This is a genomic window from Streptomyces sp. A18 (genome assembly GCF_059026065.1).
In genome coordinates, this window is the sequence record NZ_JBWLKL010000002.1 from 215,583 (window position 1) to 233,979 (window position 18,397).

General features: G+C 69.7%; 18 protein-coding genes. 5 read left to right on the forward strand and 13 right to left on the reverse strand.

Annotation, left to right across the window (positions count from 1 at the left end; all coding sequences use genetic code 11):
* Positions 1–32: 32 nt before the first annotated feature.
* From kynU to AC5P1C_RS03770, 9 genes are all read right to left on the reverse strand, one after another.
* Complete coding sequence (gene kynU, locus AC5P1C_RS03730) at positions 33–1,262, reverse strand: kynureninase (protein WP_493864198.1); 1,230 nt, start codon at positions 1,260–1,262, stop codon at positions 33–35.
* Complete coding sequence (locus tag AC5P1C_RS03735) at positions 1,255–2,076, reverse strand: tryptophan 2,3-dioxygenase family protein (protein ID WP_493864199.1); 822 nt, start codon at positions 2,074–2,076, stop codon at positions 1,255–1,257. Before AC5P1C_RS03735 ends, kynU begins: the two co-directional genes overlap by 8 nt.
* 156 nt (positions 2,077–2,232) lie before the next feature.
* Entirely contained in the window at positions 2,233–2,646 is a 414-nt protein-coding gene (locus tag AC5P1C_RS03740) for a DUF3151 domain-containing protein (RefSeq protein ID WP_493864200.1), read from the reverse strand.
* A gap of 110 nt (positions 2,647–2,756) precedes the next feature.
* Positions 2,757–3,788: a class II fructose-bisphosphate aldolase gene (fbaA, locus tag AC5P1C_RS03745; protein WP_493864201.1), complete on the reverse strand. Its 1,032-nt coding sequence runs from the start codon at positions 3,786–3,788 to the stop codon at positions 2,757–2,759.
* 114 nt (positions 3,789–3,902) lie between these two features.
* A complete protein-coding gene (gene pyrE, locus AC5P1C_RS03750) occupies positions 3,903–4,457 on the reverse strand; it encodes an orotate phosphoribosyltransferase (protein ID WP_249588748.1) in 555 nt (184 codons plus the stop codon).
* Between the two features lie 10 nt (positions 4,458–4,467).
* Positions 4,468–5,268, reverse strand: a complete 801-nt coding sequence (locus AC5P1C_RS03755; RefSeq protein ID WP_493864202.1) for an aldose epimerase family protein — start codon at positions 5,266–5,268, stop codon at positions 4,468–4,470.
* Positions 5,269–5,389: 121 nt separating this feature from the next.
* On the reverse strand, positions 5,390–6,187 hold the full coding sequence (locus tag AC5P1C_RS03760) for an SRPBCC domain-containing protein (protein WP_493864203.1): 798 nt from the start codon (positions 6,185–6,187) through the stop codon (positions 5,390–5,392).
* A 46-nt stretch (positions 6,188–6,233) separates the two neighbouring features.
* Complete coding sequence (locus AC5P1C_RS03765; protein WP_493864517.1) at positions 6,234–7,823, reverse strand: polyamine aminopropyltransferase; 1,590 nt, start codon at positions 7,821–7,823, stop codon at positions 6,234–6,236.
* 90 nt (positions 7,824–7,913) lie between these two features.
* Complete coding sequence (locus tag AC5P1C_RS03770) at positions 7,914–8,432, reverse strand: DUF2617 family protein (protein WP_493864204.1); 519 nt, start codon at positions 8,430–8,432, stop codon at positions 7,914–7,916.
* Positions 8,433–9,148: 716 nt separating this feature from the next.
* On the opposite strand from AC5P1C_RS03770, the gene AC5P1C_RS03775 reads away from it, so the two are divergent.
* Positions 9,149–10,357 carry a pyridoxal phosphate-dependent aminotransferase gene (locus AC5P1C_RS03775; RefSeq protein WP_493864205.1) on the forward strand — a complete coding sequence of 403 codons (1,209 nt, stop codon included), beginning with the start codon at positions 9,149–9,151 and terminating at the stop codon, positions 10,355–10,357.
* A gap of 75 nt (positions 10,358–10,432) precedes the next feature.
* Here the strand turns inward: AC5P1C_RS03775 and AC5P1C_RS03780 are convergent, their stop codons facing one another.
* On the reverse strand, positions 10,433–10,975 hold the full coding sequence (locus tag AC5P1C_RS03780) for a YbjN domain-containing protein (protein ID WP_493864206.1): 543 nt from the start codon (positions 10,973–10,975) through the stop codon (positions 10,433–10,435).
* Positions 10,976–11,078: 103 nt separating this feature from the next.
* Complete coding sequence (clpB, locus tag AC5P1C_RS03785; protein ID WP_493864207.1) at positions 11,079–13,676, reverse strand: ATP-dependent chaperone ClpB; 2,598 nt, start codon at positions 13,674–13,676, stop codon at positions 11,079–11,081.
* A 151-nt stretch (positions 13,677–13,827) separates the two neighbouring features.
* On the opposite strand from clpB, the gene AC5P1C_RS03790 reads away from it, so the two are divergent.
* On the forward strand, positions 13,828–14,355 hold the full coding sequence (locus tag AC5P1C_RS03790) for a pyridoxamine 5'-phosphate oxidase family protein (RefSeq protein WP_493864208.1): 528 nt from the start codon (positions 13,828–13,830) through the stop codon (positions 14,353–14,355).
* 191 nt (positions 14,356–14,546) lie between these two features.
* On the opposite strand, the gene AC5P1C_RS03795 is transcribed toward AC5P1C_RS03790, so the two are convergent.
* Both AC5P1C_RS03795 and AC5P1C_RS03800 read right to left on the reverse strand, forming a co-directional pair.
* Positions 14,547–14,936 carry a hypothetical protein gene (locus AC5P1C_RS03795; protein ID WP_493864209.1) on the reverse strand — a complete coding sequence of 130 codons (390 nt, stop codon included), beginning with the start codon at positions 14,934–14,936 and terminating at the stop codon, positions 14,547–14,549.
* Positions 14,933–15,145: a hypothetical protein gene (locus AC5P1C_RS03800; protein WP_493864210.1), complete on the reverse strand. Its 213-nt coding sequence runs from the start codon at positions 15,143–15,145 to the stop codon at positions 14,933–14,935. Before AC5P1C_RS03800 ends, AC5P1C_RS03795 begins: the two co-directional genes overlap by 4 nt.
* 154 nt (positions 15,146–15,299) lie before the next feature.
* Between AC5P1C_RS03800 and AC5P1C_RS03805 the strand changes: the two genes are divergently transcribed.
* Genes AC5P1C_RS03805 through AC5P1C_RS03815 form a run of 3 tightly spaced genes read left to right on the forward strand, consistent with a single transcriptional unit; the run spans position 15,300 to position 18,338 of the window.
* Positions 15,300–16,283 carry a helix-turn-helix transcriptional regulator gene (locus AC5P1C_RS03805; RefSeq protein WP_493864211.1) on the forward strand — a complete coding sequence of 328 codons (984 nt, stop codon included), beginning with the start codon at positions 15,300–15,302 and terminating at the stop codon, positions 16,281–16,283.
* A gap of 23 nt (positions 16,284–16,306) precedes the next feature.
* Entirely contained in the window at positions 16,307–17,407 is a 1,101-nt protein-coding gene (locus AC5P1C_RS03810; RefSeq protein WP_493864212.1) for a helix-turn-helix transcriptional regulator, read from the forward strand.
* Positions 17,364–18,338 (forward strand): helix-turn-helix transcriptional regulator, encoded by a 975-nt coding sequence (locus AC5P1C_RS03815; RefSeq protein WP_493864213.1) that lies wholly within the window; start codon positions 17,364–17,366, stop codon positions 18,336–18,338. Before AC5P1C_RS03810 ends, AC5P1C_RS03815 begins: the two co-directional genes overlap by 44 nt.
* The last annotated feature ends 59 nt before the right edge of the window (positions 18,339–18,397 follow it).

Below are 18,397 nucleotides of genomic sequence, written 5' to 3' on the forward strand. Positions count from 1 at the left end.
AGGCGGGACCGGGGACGGAATTCGCTCCGGGCTCAGGCCTGCGAGCCGGTGGCCTCACCCAACGTCCGGGCAAGGACCCCCGCCGCCCGCTCCACATCGGCGAAGCCGACGTACAACGGCGTGAAGCCGAACCGCAGTACGTCCGGCGCGCGGAAGTCCCCGACGACGCCCTGCTCGACCAGGCGCCGCATCACGTCACCCGCGTCATCACACTGCAGGGCGACCTGGCTGCCGCGCTCTCCGTGCGCGGCCGGGGTCAGCACCTCGACCCGGCCCTCGGGGACGTAGGCCCGCACGCACTCGACGAAGAAGTCCGTCAGAGCGAGGGACTTGGCCCGTACCGCCTCGATGGACACCCCGTCCCAGACGTCGAGCGCCGCGTCGAGCGCCAGCATCGAGAGGATGTCGGGCGTACCGACCCGCCCCCGAAGGGCCCCCTCCGCCGCCTCGAACTCCGGCCGCATCCCGAACGGCTCGGCGTGCGAGTTCCAGCCGGGCAGCGGGGAGTCGAAGCGGGGCTGCAGATCCGCCCGTACGTAGATGTACGCAGGTGAACCCGGCCCCCCGTTCAGGTACTTGTAGGTGCACCCGACCGCGAGGTCCACGCCGTGCTCGTCGAGCCCGACGGGCAGCGCACCCGCGGTGTGGCACAGGTCCCAGACGACAAGGGCGCCCGCCTCGTGCACGGCCGCCGTCAGGCCGGGCAGATCGTGCAACCGCCCGGTGCGGTAGTCGGCGTGGTTGAGCAGGACCACCGCCGTGCGCGGGCTCAGGACGCCGTGCACCTCGCCCGGCGCGACCGGCACCAGACGGCAGCCGGTCATGCGTGCCGCGGACTGCGCGATGTAACCGTCCGTGGGGAACGTCGTCGCGTCAACGACGATCTCGTCGCGCCCCTCGCCCGAGTCACGCGCGATACGGACCGCCGCGACCAGCGCCTTGAAGACGTTCACGCTCGTCGAGTCGCCGACGACGATCTGGCCGGGGCCCGCTCCTACGAGGGGGGCTATGCGGTCGCCGATGCGCTCGGGGGCGGTCCACCAGCCGCTCTCGTCCCAGGAGCGGATGCGGAGTTGGCCCCACTGGCGGGATATGACGTCTGCCACGCGGGCCTGAACGACCGCCGGGAGCGCGCCCAGCGAGTTTCCGTCCAGGTAGACGGAGTCGTCGAGGACGAACTCCTCGCGCTTCGCGGCGAGTTCGTCCTCCGCGTCCCTCTTCGCCGCTTGCGCCGGGAGGTCCCGCTCGCCGGTCTCAGACATGGCTCCTCGCAGTCCACAGCTCGGGGAACACGTTCTTCGTCGCTCGCTTCTCCAGCCACGCCACGCCCGCCGAGCCGCCCGTGCCCGTCTTGGAGCCCATCGCGCGGCGGGTGGCCACCAGGTGGTCGTTGCGCCAGCGCCACACCAGCTCGGCCACGTCCGTCAACACCTCACCCAGGCGGGCGAGTTCGTGGTGCTCGTCGCCCGCGTAGAGGTCGGTCCACACCTTCTCGACTTCCGGAGACGGCTCGTACTTCTGCGTCAGGTCGCGCTGGAGCACGGCGTCGGGGACGGCGTGGCCGCGGCGGGACAGGAGGGCCAGGACCTCGTCGTACAGGCTCGGCTCCTGGAGCGCCTTCTCCAGTTCCGCGTGGACGCGCGGCGCGCCCCGGTGCGGCACCAGCATGGACGCGGACTTGTCGCCGAGCAGGAACTCCATGCGGCGGTACATCGCGGACTGGAATCCGGATCCCTCGCCGAGCGCGGAACGGTAGGAGTTGAACTGCCCGGGGGTCAGCTGGGCGAGCGGGCGCCACGAGGCGTTCAGCGCCTCCAGCTCGCGAAGGCTCCGCTTGAGCGCGGCCACGGCGGTGGGGATGTCGTCGCGGCGCAGGGCGTGCGACGCGGTCTCCCACTCATGCACGATGACCGTGAACCACAGCTCCATCACCTGGGTGGTGACCAGGAAGACCATCTCTCCGGGGTCGTCCGAGCGCAGATGCTGGAGGTGTGTGAGGACGTCCGCCTGGACGTAGTCCTCGTACGGGGTGGTTCCTGCGAAGTCGAGGTTCGGGGTGTCCACGTCTTGGGACATCGCGATCTCCTTGATACGTACTCCGGGTAGCGGTCCGCCCCTGCCGTTACCGACACGGGGGCCCCGGTCCCCACCGGCATCCTCCGCAACATCCCATGAAACGGCAAGACCTGCCTGGTCACAGCGGCGTCCAGGCAGGTCACGCGCGTGCGGGGGCTAACCCAGGGTGTCCGCCGCCGTCTCCGAGGAGTCCCTCAGGAAGCTCGCGCAGCGCTCGTACTCCTCCTGCTCACCGATCGACTGCGCGGCGCGCGCGAGCCCGTGCAGGGCACGCAGGAAGCCGCGGTTCGGCTCGTGCTCCCACGGCACGGGGCCGTGGCCCTTCCAGCCGCTGCGGCGCAGCGAGTCCAGGCCGCGGTGGTAGCCGGTGCGGGCGTACGCGTACGACTCGACGACGCTGCCCCGCTCGAACGCCTCGTCGGCGAGCTGCGCCCAGGCGAGGGAGGAGGTCGGGTACTTCGCGGCGACGTCGGCGGGCGCCGCGCCGTTCGCGAGGAGCTCGCGCGGCTCCGGGTCGTCGGGCAGGTGGGTCGGGGGCGGTCCCCCGAGCAGATCCTTGTGAATGGCCATGGGTTCCAGTCTGCTCCATACGCGTACGGGCCCGGCACCCAGGGAAGGGTGCCGGGCCCGTACGGACGCCACGTGCGGACGCCGTGGTGACTACTGGTGACTACTGGTGACTACTTCAGCCTCGTGCCCGTGGAGCGCAGGTTCGCGCAGGCCTCGGTGACGCGCTTGGCCATGCCCGCCTCGGCGGCCTTGCCCCAGGTGCGGGGGTCGTACGTCTTCTTCGAGCCGACCTCTCCGTCGACCTTCAGGACGCCGTCGTAGTTCTTGAGCATGTGGTCCGCGACGGGACGCGTGAAGGCGTACTGCGTGTCCGTGTCGAGGTTCATCTTCACGACGCCGTTCTCCAGGGCGGTCGCGATCTCCTCGGCGGTGGAGCCGGAGCCGCCGTGGAAGACGAAGTCGAACGGCTGCGAGCCCGCGGCCTTGCCGTGCTTGGCGGCGACGCCCTCCTGGAGGTCCTTGAGGAGCTCGGGGCGCAGGACGACGTTGCCCGGCTTGTAGACGCCGTGGACGTTGCCGAAGGACGCGGCCAGGAGGTAGCGGCCCTTGTCGCCCAGGCCCAGGGCCTCGGCCGTGCGCAGCGCGTCGTCGACGGTGGTGTACAGCTCGTCGTTGATCTCGTGCGTGACGCCGTCCTCCTCGCCACCGGTCGGGGTGATCTCGACCTCAAGGATGATCTTCGCGGCGGCGGCCTTCGCGAGCAGCTCCTGGCCGATGGCCAGGTTGTCGGCGAGGGTCTCGGCGGAGCCGTCCCACATGTGCGACTGGAAGAGCGGGTCACGGCCGGCCTTGACGCGCTCGGCGGAGACGTCGAGCAGCGGACGGACGTACGTGTCCAGCTTGTCCTTGGGGCAGTGGTCGGTGTGCAGCGCGACGGTGATGTCGTACTTCGCGGCGACGATGTGCGCGAACTCGGCGAGGGCCACGGCGCCCGTCACCATGTCCTTGTTGTGCTGACCGCCCAGGAACTCCGCACCACCGGTGGAGATCTGGATGATGCCGTCGCTCTCGGCCTCCGCGAAACCGCGCAGTGCGGCGTGCAGCGTCTGCGAGGAGGTCACGTTGATGGCCGGGTAGGCGAACTTGCCTGCCTTCGCCCGGTCGAGCATCTCGGCGTAGACCTCGGGGGTTGCGATGGGCATGTGTCCGCTCCTTGTGATGTGCGGGTGTGTGCTTGGCCCTGACCTAAGGGGGCGACGTCATCGTCGCCCCCATCTTTCCAGACTTGCCGGGCGGCTCCGCCCGGACGTAGGTCCTCAGTCGCTGAGGCCGAGGTCGTCCTTGGAGTACGCGAAGAGGTACGGCACCCCGGCGCCCTCGGTGATCTTCTCGCCCGCCCCGGTGGCCCGGTCCACGATGGTCGCGACGCCGACGACCTCGGCCCCGGCCTCACGCACGGCCTCGACGGCGGTCAGCGGGGAGCCGCCGGTGGTGGAGGTGTCCTCGACGACGAGGACGCGTCGCCCCTTGATGTCGGGGCCTTCCACGCGCCGCTGCATGCCGTGCGCCTTGGCGGCCTTGCGTACGACGAAGGCGTCGAGCCGCTTGCCGCGCGCCGCGGAGGCGTGCAGCATCGCGCCGGCGACGGGGTCGGCGCCCATGGTGAGGCCGCCCACGGCGTCGAAGTCGAGATCGGCGGTGAGGTCGAGCAGGACCTGACCGACCAGGGGGGCGGCCTCCCCGTCGAGGGTGATGCGGCGCAGGTCGATGTAGTAATCGGCTTCGAGACCCGAGGAGAGGGTCACCTTGCCGTGCACCACGGCCTTGTCCTTGATCTGCTGCAGCAGGGCGCCACGTACGTCGTCAGTCATGCCTGTCAGCTTAAAGCTGCTTCAGCCGCGTCCAGGTCCAGGTGGTCGACGTCTCCAGGGGGTCGATGGGGGTGACCAGGCGGGGCAGGGTGTTGAGCCCGTCGGGCGGCCCGGTCTGCGGCTCGACGCAGACGGCGGCTTCCTGCTCGTCGTACACGACGACCCACTGCTCGCGGCTCTTGACGTTGAGCTCGATCTGCTCGGGCCAGGTGAGGGTGGCATCGACGCCGTCGGGCATGCCGAAGCAGTCGTCCCAGGGGCCGGGGGTGGGGGCGATGCGGTGGCCGGTGGTGAGGTGGTCGTCGCCGCGCTCCTCCTGCCAGGCGGGGGTGAAGTTCACCTGTACGTCCTCGCCGCCGAGGCTCCTGTTGAACCACGGGTGCCATCCCGCCTGGGCGGGGAAGGAGTCGCCGTACGTCTCGATGCCGAGGGTGAGGGTGAGGGAGTCCTCGGTGAGGGCGACGATCTGGGTGACGCGGCCTTCGTAGGGCCAGGGGTCGGCGAGATCGTACGTAAATGCCGCCTCGGCCTTCCCTGCGCGGGCGGTGCGCCAGGCCGCGTCGCGGGCGAAGCCGTGGATGGCGTGGGGCGGGGAGTTCAGGGGCATCCGGTGGAGGGTGCCGCCGTTGCGGAACTTGCCCTCGCGGATACGTCCTGCCCAGGGGGCCATGGGGAAGCAGCCGTATCTGGCACCTTGCCTCAGCAGCTCCAGGCCGCCGACCTTGAGGCTCCCCACTCGGCAGCCGTTCCCCGGCCGCACGATGACTTCCGCGTCGCCCGCGGTCAGTGTCACGTCTTCGTCGCTACTCACGGGGTGAGCCTACGGGCACAGACTTTCCTCTTCCCCGACCCCGCCCCTTCCCGGCTGCGACATTTGCGGCTCCGCCGCGGGCCGCTCGGCGCGGGGGCCTTGCGGGCGGGGTGGGGCAAAGTCACCGCCTGCGCCGAAGCGCTCGGCCCACCACGATCGCCGAGGCCAGCACCACCGCGGCAGCAGGCGCAGCCCACCGCAGCGTGGCGGAGGTGGACATCGACTCGGCCGCCGGAGCGGGGGCGTACCGCCCCCGGGGCGGCGCGTGGTCGACCTCCTCCGCGCTCCGGCCGATCATCGTCCGCCGGGCATGCGCGGCCTCCGCAGGAGGAACCACGACCTCATCCACGTCGTCGGCCTCCTCGAACGACGACGGCGGCACCTCCGTCTCGAAGACGGACGCCTCCGCGACGGGCTCGACCACGACTGGATCGGGCGCGGGCTGAGCCTCGGGCTCGGGCGAAGCCCCCCGCCCAAGCCCCTCCCCGAACCGGTCGAGCAGCCTGCGCACCGCCCCCTCCACAGCCTGTGGAGAACTTTCGGCGACGCGCCCCTCCCCCGCACCCGTACCGGAGAAGACCACCCGGGTCCCGGACTCGGTACCGGATCCGGCCCCGCCCCCGTCATCGGCGGAATCGAGCCGCACCGTCAGCGAGAACTTCACGGAGCCGCCGCCCCGCACCTCGACACCCTCGCCCTCGATCGCGAAGGACCCGTCGCCCCGCACGGCGGCCCGCGCCGCGCCGCGGTACGTGATCGTGTGCCCGCCGATCCGCACCTTGAGGCGGCCGGAGAGCGGGGACGCGGACTCGTCCGCGTCGCGCTGAAGTCCGGGCACCGCCCCAGCGACCTGCTCGGGGTCGCTCAGCACCTGCTGAAGACGGTCGGCGGGAACCGGAACGAACACCTCATGCTCCATGGCAACCGAGCCTACCCACGCGGTCCACACCATGTACGTCAGTTCGTCAGTTCGCGTACCGCGGGTGTACCAGCGTGGAGGGGGTCACCCCCCGGACCCGCGTCCGTTCGGCGGACTCCACGCCCACCGAGAGCAGCGCAGCGGTCCGTGGCGCGGCCCGTGCCGCGGTCCGCGTCGGGGAGAAGGTGGGGCGGGATCCGGCCGCGAGGACGAAGCCCCAGTCGCGCGGCGCCGACTCACCGTCCGCCGTCCGGTCCGGGCCCGCCGCGAACCCGGAGAGTCTGCCGCTCACGCGGTAGGGCTCGGTCCGCAGCCCCGCCGCCCGCAGCGTCGCCTCCACCGTCCAGAAGACGCGGGGCCTCGCGGCGACCGGGCCCGCGTGCACGGAGAGGCGCCCGCCCGGGGCCAGGACCCGCCGCGCCAGGCCGTAGAACTCCTGGGAGTAGAGCTTGGTGCTCGCGGTGATGCCGGGGTCGGGCAGATCGGAGATCACCACGTCGTACGTACGCGGGGGCGAGCGCAGCCAGCGGAACGCGTCGGCGTACACCACCCGCACCCGGGGGTCGCGGTACACCTGCTCGTTCAGCTCGCTCAGGGCCGGGTCGCGGCGCGCCAACTCCACCACTCCCGGGTCGATCTCGACGACGTCCACCCGCCGCACCCCCGGGTGCCGGAGCACCTCGCGCGCCGCGAGGCCGTCGCCGCCGCCGAGGATCAGCACGCGCGCGTGCCGTCCGTTCATCGCGGGGCCGACGAGCGCCCGGTGGTAGCGGTGCTCCTCGCGGCCGCTGACGCGCAGGCGGCCGTCCAGGTAGAGGTCGAGCGAGTCCTGCCTGCCGCCGGTGAGGACCACTTCCTGGACGTCGGTCTGCACGGCGACCCGCACGTCCTCGCCGTAGACCGCCCTGCGCGCCGCCGCCTCGAAGTCCCCGACGAGGACGGCGGCCGAGGCGAGCAGGCCCAGGACGGTGACGTTCGCGACGAGCAGCGCCCAGCGGCCCCGCACGCTCAAGTCGTGCCGGAACAGGCCGAAGACGAGCGCGCCGCCCGCGATCGCGTTGACCGCGCCGGTGATCAGCGCCCCGGTCAGCTGGCCGAGGAGGGGGAGCAGCAGGAAGGGGAAGGCGAGGCCGCCGACCAGCGCACCCACGTAGTCGGCGGCGAACAGGTCCGACACGGCGCCGCTGGCGTCCTGCCGTCTGATCCGCTGGATGAGCACCATGAGCAGCGGCACTTCGGCGCCGATGAGCAGGCCGATGGCGAGCGAGAAGGCGACGAGCAGATACCGCGATCCGCTCGCCCAGACCTCGCCCTGGTCGCCGGTCCAGGCGAACGCCGCGTACAACGCCATCGCGCTCAGTCCGCCGACCAGTGCGAGCGCCGCCTCGACCAGGGCGAATCCGGCCGCCGCCCGGCACCGCAGTCGCTTGGCGAGCAGGGAGCCGATGCCCATCGCGAAGACCATCACCGAGAGGACCACCGATGCCTGCGTGACCGAGTCACCGATCAAGTACGAGGCGAGGGCGACGAGTTCGAGTTCGTACACCAGACCGCAGGCCGCGCAGATGAAGACGCCGGCCAGGACGAGGAACCGCCCCGTTCTGGGCGTCACGGGTAAATGCGTTGACGGCTCCATCACCTTGGGAACGCTACGTCACCACACTCTTACGCCCAGTCACCCACAAGGGTGCATCTCGACTGCAGGGGTGTAGAAGGGGCGCAGCCGTCAGAGCGCGGCCGGCGTACGGACCCCCAGGCGCGTGCGCGTGGCCACGAGTTGCCCGTCCTGCGGGTAGGCGTGCCAGGTGCGCCACTGCACGGAGCCCTCGTGGCGCTGGGCCAGCATCGCCGTGAACGCGTGCGGGCTGCCGGGGAAGACCCCCGCGAGGCCGTGCGGATGCTCGGCCACCAGAGCGAGCAATTCCTGTGCGCGTCCGGCGAATTGACCGCGCGAGAGAGTTTCGACGCGCGCCGCGAATTCGTACTCCCACTCGCCCAGGCGCTTGGAGACGCCCAGCGGAAGGGGCGTACTGCTGCCGGGGATGCAGGCGACGGTCTCGGAGCAGGTTCCCTGCTCTTCTTCGAGAAGCACCTGGTGTGACGCGCCGAGAAGCCTCAACTCCATTCTCGTGTCGGCGAGTTCGAGTTCGAGTGTGGCGAGCGCCGGCAGCGGCTCGCGCCCCAGGGTCCAGGCGAGGTCCGCGGCGCACGTGTCGGTATAGACAGTCTTCAGGGTCGTGAGCATGGGTCGGCTCCGCTAACACGCAATGGAGGTGGTGCCGACACACCCGGTCGGAACACCGGGAGGTCGGAATGCCGGCTCGTGCCCACGGGAACGTCCTTGTTGTCCAAGTCGTCCTGACGAGGGCGGTGCTGACGATTTAGAGGGAATCATGGACTGCTGCACTGCCACAGCGTTTTTACCCAACTTCGGAGGGTTTCCATCCCCTCGGGGGCTGCACAGTTCAACTGTTCAATGACTCAACGACAAAGTGCCCGACAGGAGTTGCCTCCCTGCCGGGCACTTCAACAGATGGACGGACCAGCTGCCCCGTGTCAGCTGCCTCCGCCACCGCCACAACCGCCGCCACCGCCACCGCCACCGCACGAAGAGCTGCTGCCGCAGGACGATCCGCCGCCACAGGAGCCACCCCCGTGGTGACCGCCATCGTGGCCGCCTCCGGCCCACCAACTGCCGCCGCCGGAACCCGCCGCCCCGCTCGCCCCCGAGCGCGACCCCTTGCCGCTCGCATTACCGGCGTACACGGCGAGTCCGACGATCAGAGCCACGCCGACAAACACGAAGACCAAGACCATGACCTTCACGCTCCTTTCTGTTCCCCCGAAGCAGGCCCCCCGTGGGTCCGCGTTCTTTTCCGTGCTGTTCTTGTGTGAAGGGGGAATGCCCCCGCACACGGCGGCCCAAAGCAGAGTTGAGGAACTCCAGAGGTTCGGCGCAGGATGGCGGCCATGACCTCCACATCCGGGAGCGCGCGCCCGCTGCTCAACCGCCGCCTCGCCGAGTTCGGCACGACGATTTTCGCCGAGATGTCCGCACTGGCCCTGAAAACGGGTGCCATCAACCTCGGCCAGGGCTTCCCCGACACGGACGGTCCCGAGGAGATCCGCGAGGCCGCGGTCCGCGCCCTGCGCGATGGCCGCGGCAACCAGTACCCGCCGGGCCCCGGCATCCCCGAGCTCCGCACGGCCGTCGCCGAGCACCAGCGGCGCCGGTACGGCCTCTCGTACGACCCCGACCGCGAGGTCCTGGTCACGGCGGGCGCCACCGAGGCCATCGCGGCATCTCTGCTCGCCCTGGTCGAGCCGGGCGACGAGGTGATCGCCCTGGAGCCGTACTACGACTCGTACGCGGCCTCGATCGCCCTCGCCGGAGGCAAGCGTGTCCCCGTGACGCTGCGCCCGGACGCGGCCGAGGGACGCTTCCGACTGGACCTGGACGAGCTGCGCGACGCGATCACGCCGCACACCCGGCTGCTGCTGCTCAACACCCCGCACAACCCGACCGGCACCGTCCTCACCCGCGCGGAGCTCACCGAGATCGCGAAGCTCGCGGTCGAGCGCGACCTGCTCGTGGTCACGGACGAGGTCTACGAACACCTCGTCTTCGACGACGGCGACGGCACGACGCACATCCCGCTCGCCTCCTTCCCCGGCATGCGCGAGCGCACGGTCACGATCGGCTCCGCGGGCAAGACGTTCTCGTACACCGGCTGGAAGGTCGGCTGGATCACCTCCACGCCGGAGCTCGTCACGGCGGTCCGCTCGGCGAAGCAGTTCCTCACGTATGTGTCGTCGGGCCCGTTCCAGTACGCGATCGCCGAAGCCCTGGCCCTGCCCGACGCGTACTTCGCGGACTTTGCCGAGAGCATGCGGGCCAAGCGGGACCTGTTGAGCGAGGGTCTGACGGCGGCGGGCTTCGACGTCTACCGCCCGGCGGGCACGTACTTCGTCACCACCGACATCCGCCGCCTGGGGGAGTCCGACGGCTTCGCGTTCTGCCGGGCGCTGCCCGAGCGCGTCGGCGTGGTCGCCGTACCGAACGCGGTCTTCTACGACCACCGCGAGGCCGGAGCGCCGTTCGTGCGCTTCGCGTTCTGCAAGAAGGACGAGGTCCTGGCGGAAGCGGTCTCGCGGCTCAAGTCGCTGTAGTCCCGGTCATCACCGTCACGACGAGAGCCCGGCCGGGTCACCCCGGCCGGGCTCTCGGTCCCGCGTGGTCCAGGCTTAGGCCTGGTCGTCGCCGGGCTTCTCTTCACCCTCGGTGCCGTCGACCTCGGCCTCCAGGCCGAGCTGCTCGACGAGCCAGCGGTCGAACTCGATCGCGGCCCGCACCCAGCTGACCGTCGACGACACGAAGTGCTCGAGCGCGACGCCGGTGCCGATCAGCATCTGCGCCTCACCGATGAGGCGGACGGTGCCGTCGTCGTGGGTGTGCGTGTAGACCTTCGGCCACAGCGTGCGGCGGTTCCAGTCGTCGATCGCCTCGAGAAGCTGGGGCTTCTCCTCGATCGCGTGCGCGCGGTCGTAGAACGTCCGCACCGAGAAGACCTGCTGGTCACCCTCGCCACGGAACATGAAGTACGTGCGGAACTCCTCCCACGGCGCCGCGAGGTCTCCCTCTTCGTCGACGACGTGCTTGAGCTCCATCTGGTCCAGGAGCTGCTTGACCAGGTCCTGGTCGGGGACAACGGGGCCCGCCGGTCCATCGCCCTGCTGCGGTTCGGGCTGTCCCCCGAAATTCGGAATCGAGGACGGGTCGATGCTCACGTGCTTAGTCCCTTCGTACGGATTCCGCCATCCTGCCCCATGTCGGGCGGGGGCCCGCAACCCCCGCCCCCGATGTGACCGGGTTATGCCGTCATGGAGTGCCTCAGAGCGACTTTCCGGTGGCCGGACCGACGATCAGGCCGTCCCCGAAGGTGTCCACGCGCACCGTGTCGCCGTCCTTCACCTCGCCCGAGAGGATCTCCTTGGCGAGCCGGTCGCCGATGGACGTCTGGATGAGGCGGCGCAGCGGGCGCGCGCCGTACGCCGGGTCATTGCCCTCGTCCGCGAGCCAGGCCAGCGCGTCCGGGGAGACCTCAAGGGTGAGCCGCCGCTCGGCGAGCCGCTGGGCGAGCCGGTCGATCTGCAGCTCGGCGATGTGCGCGAGCTCGTCCCTGCTGAGCGCGGAGAAGACGACGAGGTCGTCAAGGCGGTTCAGGAACTCCGGCTTGAAAGAGGCCCTCACGACTTCGAGTACCTGCTGCTTCTTCTCCTCCTCGGAGGAGAGCGGCTCGACGAGGTACTGGCTGCCGAGGTTGGAGGTCAGGACGAGGATGGTGTTGCGGAAGTCCACCGTCCGCCCCTGCCCGTCGGTGAGCCGCCCGTCGTCGAGGACCTGGAGCAGCACGTCGAAGACCTCCGGGTGCGCCTTCTCGACCTCGTCGAGGAGTACGACGCTGTACGGGCGCCTGCGTACGGCCTCGGTGAGCTGGCCACCCTCCTCGTAGCCGACGTATCCGGGCGGTGCGCCGACCAGCCTCGCCACGCTGTGCTTCTCGCCGTACTCGCTCATGTCGATGCGGACCATGGCGCGCTCGTCGTCGAAGAGGAAGTCCGCGAGGGCCTTCGCCAGCTCGGTCTTGCCGACACCGGTCGGGCCGAGGAAGAGGAAGGACCCGGTGGGGCGGTCGGGGTCGGCGATCCCTGCGCGCGTGCGGCGCACGGCGTCGGAGACCGCCTGCACGGCCTCGGTCTGGCCGATGAGCCGCTTGCCGAGCTCGTCCTCCATGCGGAGCAGCTTCTGCGTCTCGCCTTCGAGGAGCCGCCCAGCCGGAATACCCGTCCAGGCGCCGACCACGTCGGCAATATCGTCGGGCCCCACTTCCTCCTTGACCATGGTGTCCTTCGAGACCTCTTCCTCCGCCTCGGAAGCGACCTCCAGATCGTGTTCGAGGGCGGGGATCTCGCCGTAGAGCAGCTTGCTCGCGGTGTCGAAGTCACCGTCGCGCTGGGCGCGTTCGGCCGTGCCGCGCAGCTCGTCGAGCTTCTCCTTCAGCTCACCGACGCGGTTGAGGGACTGCTTCTCCTTCTCCCAGCGCGCGTTGAGCCCACGCAGCTCCTCCTCCTTGTCGGCGAGGTCGCGCCGCAGCCTTTCGAGGCGCTCCTTGCTCGCGGCGTCGGTCTCCTTGCTGAGGGCGAGCTCCTCCATCTTCAACCGGTCGACGGAACGCTGGAGTTCATCGATCTCGAGCGGGGACGAGTCGATCTCCATCCGCAGCCGGGATGCCGCCTCGTCGACGAGGTCGATGGCCTTGTCGGGCAGGAAGCGGGACGTGATGTACCGGTCGGAGAGCGCGGCGGCGGCGACGAGCGCGCTGTCGGCGATCTGGACCTTGTGGTGCGCCTCGTACCGCCCCTTGAGCCCGCGGAGGATGGCGATGGAGTCCTCGACGGTGGGCTCGTCGACGAGCACCTGCTGGAAGCGGCGCTCCAGGGCGGGGTCCTTCTCGATCCGCTCCCGGTACTCGTCGAGGGTGGTGGCGCCGACCATGCGCAGCTCGCCGCGGGCGAGCATGGGCTTGAGCATGTTCCCGGCGTCCATGGCGGAGTCGCCCCCGGCCCCCGCCCCCACGACGGTGTGCAACTCGTCGATGAACGTGATGATCTGCCCGTCACTCTCCTTGATCTCGGAGAGGACGGTCTTGAGCCGCTCCTCGAACTCGCCGCGGTACTTGGCGCCCGCGACCATGGCCCCCAGGTCGAGGGAGACGAGCCGCTTGTTCTTCAGGGACTCGGGGACGTCACCCTTCACGATGCGCTGGGCGAGCCCTTCGACGACGGCGGTCTTGCCGACGCCGGGTTCGCCGATGAGGACGGGATTGTTCTTCGTACGCCGCGAAAGGACCTGCACCACGCGTCGGATCTCCTGATCCCGCCCGATGACGGGATCGAGCTTCCCTTCCCTCGCTGCGGCGGTGAAGTCGGTGCCGAACTTCTCCAGGGCCTTGTACTGACCCTCCGGGTCCGGTGTGGTCACCCGACGTCCTCCCCTTGCCGTCTCGAACGCGTCGAGCAGTTTCTTGGCCGTGGCCCCGTACCGGCTCAGTACCTCACCGGCGGAGCCGCCCTTGGCGGCGGTGCCGATCAGCAGATGCTCGGTCGAGAGGTAATCATCGCCCAGCTCCTTCGCGCGCTGCGAGGCGTCGGCGATGACCGCGAGCAGCTCGCGGTTGGGCTGCGGCGGCGCGACGGTGGATCCCGTGACGCTGGGCAGGCCGCTCAGCGCCCGCTCGGTGTCGGCGCGGACGGCTGCCTGGTCGGCGTCGACCGCGGCGAGCAGGTCGGTGATGTTCTCGTTGTCCTGCCCCTCAAGCAGCGCGAGCAGCAGATGCGCGGGGGTCAGATCGGGATGCCCGTCCTTCACGGCCAGGCTGCCGGCCGCGTTGATCGCGTCCCGGCTCCTGTTGGTCAGCTCGGCGTCCACGTGAGTCGTCTCCTCCTTGCGGTTACTGGCCTCTGGCCTTGGCGGTACGGGTGGCCGGGTCCACCTGACTTAAACAGCGTACATAAAGTTGAGTCTATTCCACTCAAGGGCGGAGGACGAAAATCGGCTGACCGGCGGTTAAGTTCCCTCCATGGCCATGGACCCTCACCACCCCACTCCCGCATACCTCAGCTTCTGGCGCGAACGGCACCTGTGCACGCTGACGACGCCACGCCCCGACGGCACCCCGCACGTGGTACCGGTCTGCGTGACGTACGACCCGGAGGCGGGTGTGGCCCGCGTACTGGCGAGCAAGTCGAGCGCGAAGGTCCGCAACGTCCTCGCGGCGGCCGGCGCGGAGGGGCCGGGGGCGCTCGCGCCGGCCGGCGGGGAGGGGCCGGGGGCGCGGGTGGCGGCCGGCGCGGAGGGGCCGGGGGCGCGGGTGGCGGCCGGCGCGGAGGGGCCGGGGGCGCGGGTGGCGGTCTGCCAGGTGGACGGGCGGCGCTGGGCGACGCTGGAGGGGTACGCACGCATACGTACGGAGGCGGCGCAGATCGCGGAGGGCGAGCGCCGCTACGAGGAGCGGTACGGGAAGCCGCCGAGGCCGAATCCGGACCGGGCGCTGATAGAGATCACGCTGACGCGGGCGATGGGCACGCGGTCACTCACCGAGGCATAGCTCCCCCTGGGCCCGCCCGGGGGTCCCTGTACACGGCGATGGGCACGCGGTCGCTCCACCGAGGCACAGCTCCCCCTGGGCCCGCCCGGGGGACCCCTGCACACACCACAGCGGCGCCACCGTGTTCAGGTCCACGGTGACGCCGCTGCTGGGGGAAGCACCTGCGCGATGTACAACGACGGGGGATCGCGTCAGGCGCTGCGGGGGGTGGCTGTGATGGCTCTTGTAGTACTCGTGGTGTTCGTGGTGCTGCCCGAACTCTGCTGGTCCTGCTGCCCGCCGGGCCGGCCGGGCTCACCGACCAGCTGGTGGTCACGCCGGTCGAGATTGACGAAGACCATCCCGTACCGAATGGCACACCGCACGGGCTGCGGGGCGCCTCGCGGCTTACGGAGGCATCGGTAGGCCCGGATCTCCTCCTCGTCGTCCCGGGTGACGACGATGGGCTCGCCGAGGAGCGTGACCATCAACGAGTCGCCTGCGTGGGGTATCGCGGTGGCGAGATCGATGAAGTGCCAACCGGAGCGGTAGGCGGTGGCCATTTCTCGGCGGAAGGTGCGGTCGTCGGGGGGCGTGCTCATACGCTCGCCCCCTTCGGCCCGATGGTCCAGCCGGTGTCGGTCTCAGTCGCCGTCACCGCTCGGGTCCAGCCGGTGTCCGATCCGGGGGTCGCCTCCACGCTGGTCCAGCCGGTGTCCGGTGGGGCCGCCTGTCGGGCGTCCCCCACGCCGTGGCCCGAGCCACCCAGAGCACCGAGGGCCAGGGCGGCAGAGAAGACAGTGGCAAGCACTGAGCCAAGCATTCTCACGCGCATAGTCGGCTTCGTCCTCACTTGATGGATTCCTCTCCCCCGGCCAACATGACGATGGCTCATTCAGGCATGTCAATGCCACAGGAGCGATGCATCATGTTCCTGCACGTTCAGGACCCTGGGGGGTGGAGATATGACCACAATGGATTCAAAACCGACACATCCCCATGCTGTCACTGAGCTGTGTGACGAGGGGGCGCGGCTTTACGCCAACGCTTTGCGTTCCGGACGCCTCACCCGCGTCGAGGTGGAACCCGCTCCTTGCCTGGTGGAGTTCGGCCTTCTCCACCCCGATCCGGACGACGCGAACTGGCTCCGCCCCGTTCCACCGTCCGTCGCGTTGGCCCAGCGACTGCACCCCCTGGAACGGGAGATCCAGGACCGCAGACGGCTCGCCATCGAACTGACCGACTCCTTCGACTCGTTCGTCGCGATCAGCACCCAGAGCCCGGCGAGTATCCACGCGATCACCGTGTTGGAGGGGTTCGACCGGATCAACGCGGCGCTCAACTCCGCCACGGCCGAGTGCCGCACGACAGTACTGACGATCCAGCCCGGCGGCGGTCGCCCTGTGGACGCCCTGACCCAAGCCCTGGAGCGTGACAGGCCGCTCACCGACCGCGGGGTCAGCATCCGTACGCTGTACCAGCACACAGCCAGGCACAGCCAGGGAACTCTCGCCTACGTGGACCGAATATCCGGCGGCAAGGTCCAAGTGCGCACCCTGGAAGAGCTCATCGAACGCTTGATCATCTTCGATGGAACGGTCGCCTTCATCCCTGCGAGCGACGACCGCCGGGTAGCCCTTGAGCTGCGCCACCCCGGATTGGTCGAGTACCTCAGCAAGGTCTTCGAGCAACTCTGGCAGCGTGCCGTCCCGCTGACGGAAGAGGTCCCCTACGACCTTCCCTCTGACGGCATCACCGGCGTCCAGCGCACCATCGCCAGGCTCCTCATCGAAGGTCACGTGGATGAGGCCATCGCCCGCAGGCTCGGTATGAACGTCCGCACCTGCCGCGCCCACATCGCCAAGATCGCCGCCGCTCTGGGAAGCGGCAGCCGCGCTCAACTCGGCTACTTGATCGCCCGGTCAGGAATCCTCGAGAAGGACCACTGAGTCCGGCGAGGGAGGGGGCCGACGTGACAGCAGCACCCCATACGCACGCGCCAGACGAGCTGTGCGAGGCCGGCTCGGCCCTGTACGTCCGCGCGGTGACCGAAGGCCGCGTCCACCGTGAGACGGCGGCTGAAACCCCCTGCCTGATCGGCTTCGGGCTGCTGCGCCCGGATCCCGAGGACACGCTGTGGCTGCTGCCCACCGCACCCGCCGTCGCGCTTCCCCGGCTGCTGCGGACCATCGAGGAGGACATCGCGCACCAGCGCCGTCGAGCGACAGAACTGGCCGATCTCTTTGAGCCACTCATGGCGCTCGGCTTTCACAGGGCCTCCACACCCGGCGCTCCGGACATCACCGTCCTCGACGGTTTCGAGCGCATCAATTCAGCCATATCAGAGGCGATGGCACCCGCGGTCCACGAGCTGCTCACCATCCAGCCGGGCGGCACCAGATCCCCCGAAGTCCTGGCCACGGCGCTTCCACTCGAACAGTCACTTCTCACGCGAGGTGGCCGCATGCGCACGCTCTACCAACACACGACGCGGCACGCGTTGCCGGTCCTCGCCCACTTCGAACAACTGGAGGGCGATGTCGAGGTCCGCACTCTGGACGAAGTGACCGAACGCCTTGTCGTCATCGACCGTGCCGTGGCGTTCATCCCCGCGACCAAGGATCGCAGCATCGCCCTCGAAGTACGCCACCCCACCCTGATCGACTACTTCGCCACCACCTTCGAGCGCTTCTGGCGCATGGCCGCTCCCATGCATCCCCGGCCCGCACCGGAGCCCTCCGGCAAAGGAATCTCCGGACGCCAACGGGCCGTGGCCGGATTTCTGATCGAAGGCCTCACCGACTCCGAGATCGCCGCACGCCTCGGCCTCAACGTCCGCACCGCTCGCGTCCACATAGCCAAGCTCGCCACCACCCTGGGCAGCAACAGCCGCGCACAACTCGGCTACCTCATCGGCAGCTCAGGCATCCTCAACGACCACGCGTGCGCTTCCCCCACTCCGACCTCGCACATGACGCAACCACCCCCGCCCCCATCGCGTCGCTTCAGCCAACCGGGAGGGAGACAGTATGCCGATCGAGCACATACCGCACGGGGTAGAGCAGCTATGTGATGCGGGCTCGGCCGTCTACCTCCGTGCCCTTCACGAAGGCCGCATCCCACGAGAAGACACCGATGAAGCCCCCTGCCTCATCGACTTCGGGCTGCTCCACCCTGACATCAGCGACATGCAGTGGCTCCTCCCCACATCCCCCGCCGTCGCACTCCCCCGCCTCCTCCGCACCATCGAAGACCACATAGCGGACCAGCGTCGACGGGAAGACCACCTCACCGCGGCGTTCGAGCCGCTCATGGCCCTCGCCTCCCGGATGACCGCCGACTCCGACGACCCGGCGATCACGGTCCTCGACGGCCTCGAACGCATCAGCGCGGCCATCGACCAGGCCATGTCCGACACCACGGAGGAGTTCCTCGCCGTCCAACCGGGCGGCACCCGCCCCCCGGAGACGCTGGCCGACGCCTTCGCCCGCGACCAGGACCTGCTCAGCCGGGGCTGCCGCATGCGAACCCTCTACCAGCACACGACTCGCCACTCACTCCCGGTCCTCGCCTACTTCGAGCGCCTCGAAGGCGACGCCGAAGCCCGAACCCTCGACGAGGTCACGGAGCGCCTCTTCGTCTTCGACCGGACCGTTGCCTTCATCCCGGCGAGCAAGGACCGCAGCATCGCCCTCGAACTGCGCCACCCGGCCGTGGTCGACTACCTGGCCACCACCTTCGACCGCCTGTGGCGCCTGGCCACGCCGATGTGGCCCCAGTCGGTCCCGCAGCGCACGGAAGGCGGAGTCACCACACGCCAACGCGCCATAGCGACCCTCCTCGTCGAAGGCCACACCGACGCCGAAATCGCCGCTCGCCTCGGCATGAACGTGCGCACCGCCCGTGTCCACATAGCAAAGCTTGCTGCCACTGTGGGCAGTCACAGCCGGGCCCAACTCGGTTATCTGATAGGCCAGTCAGGGCTTCTGGATCCGGACGGCTGAGTCACAACATGGACGTACGCCAGTACGTTCACCAGCGCCACGAAAAGCCCACCACTCCG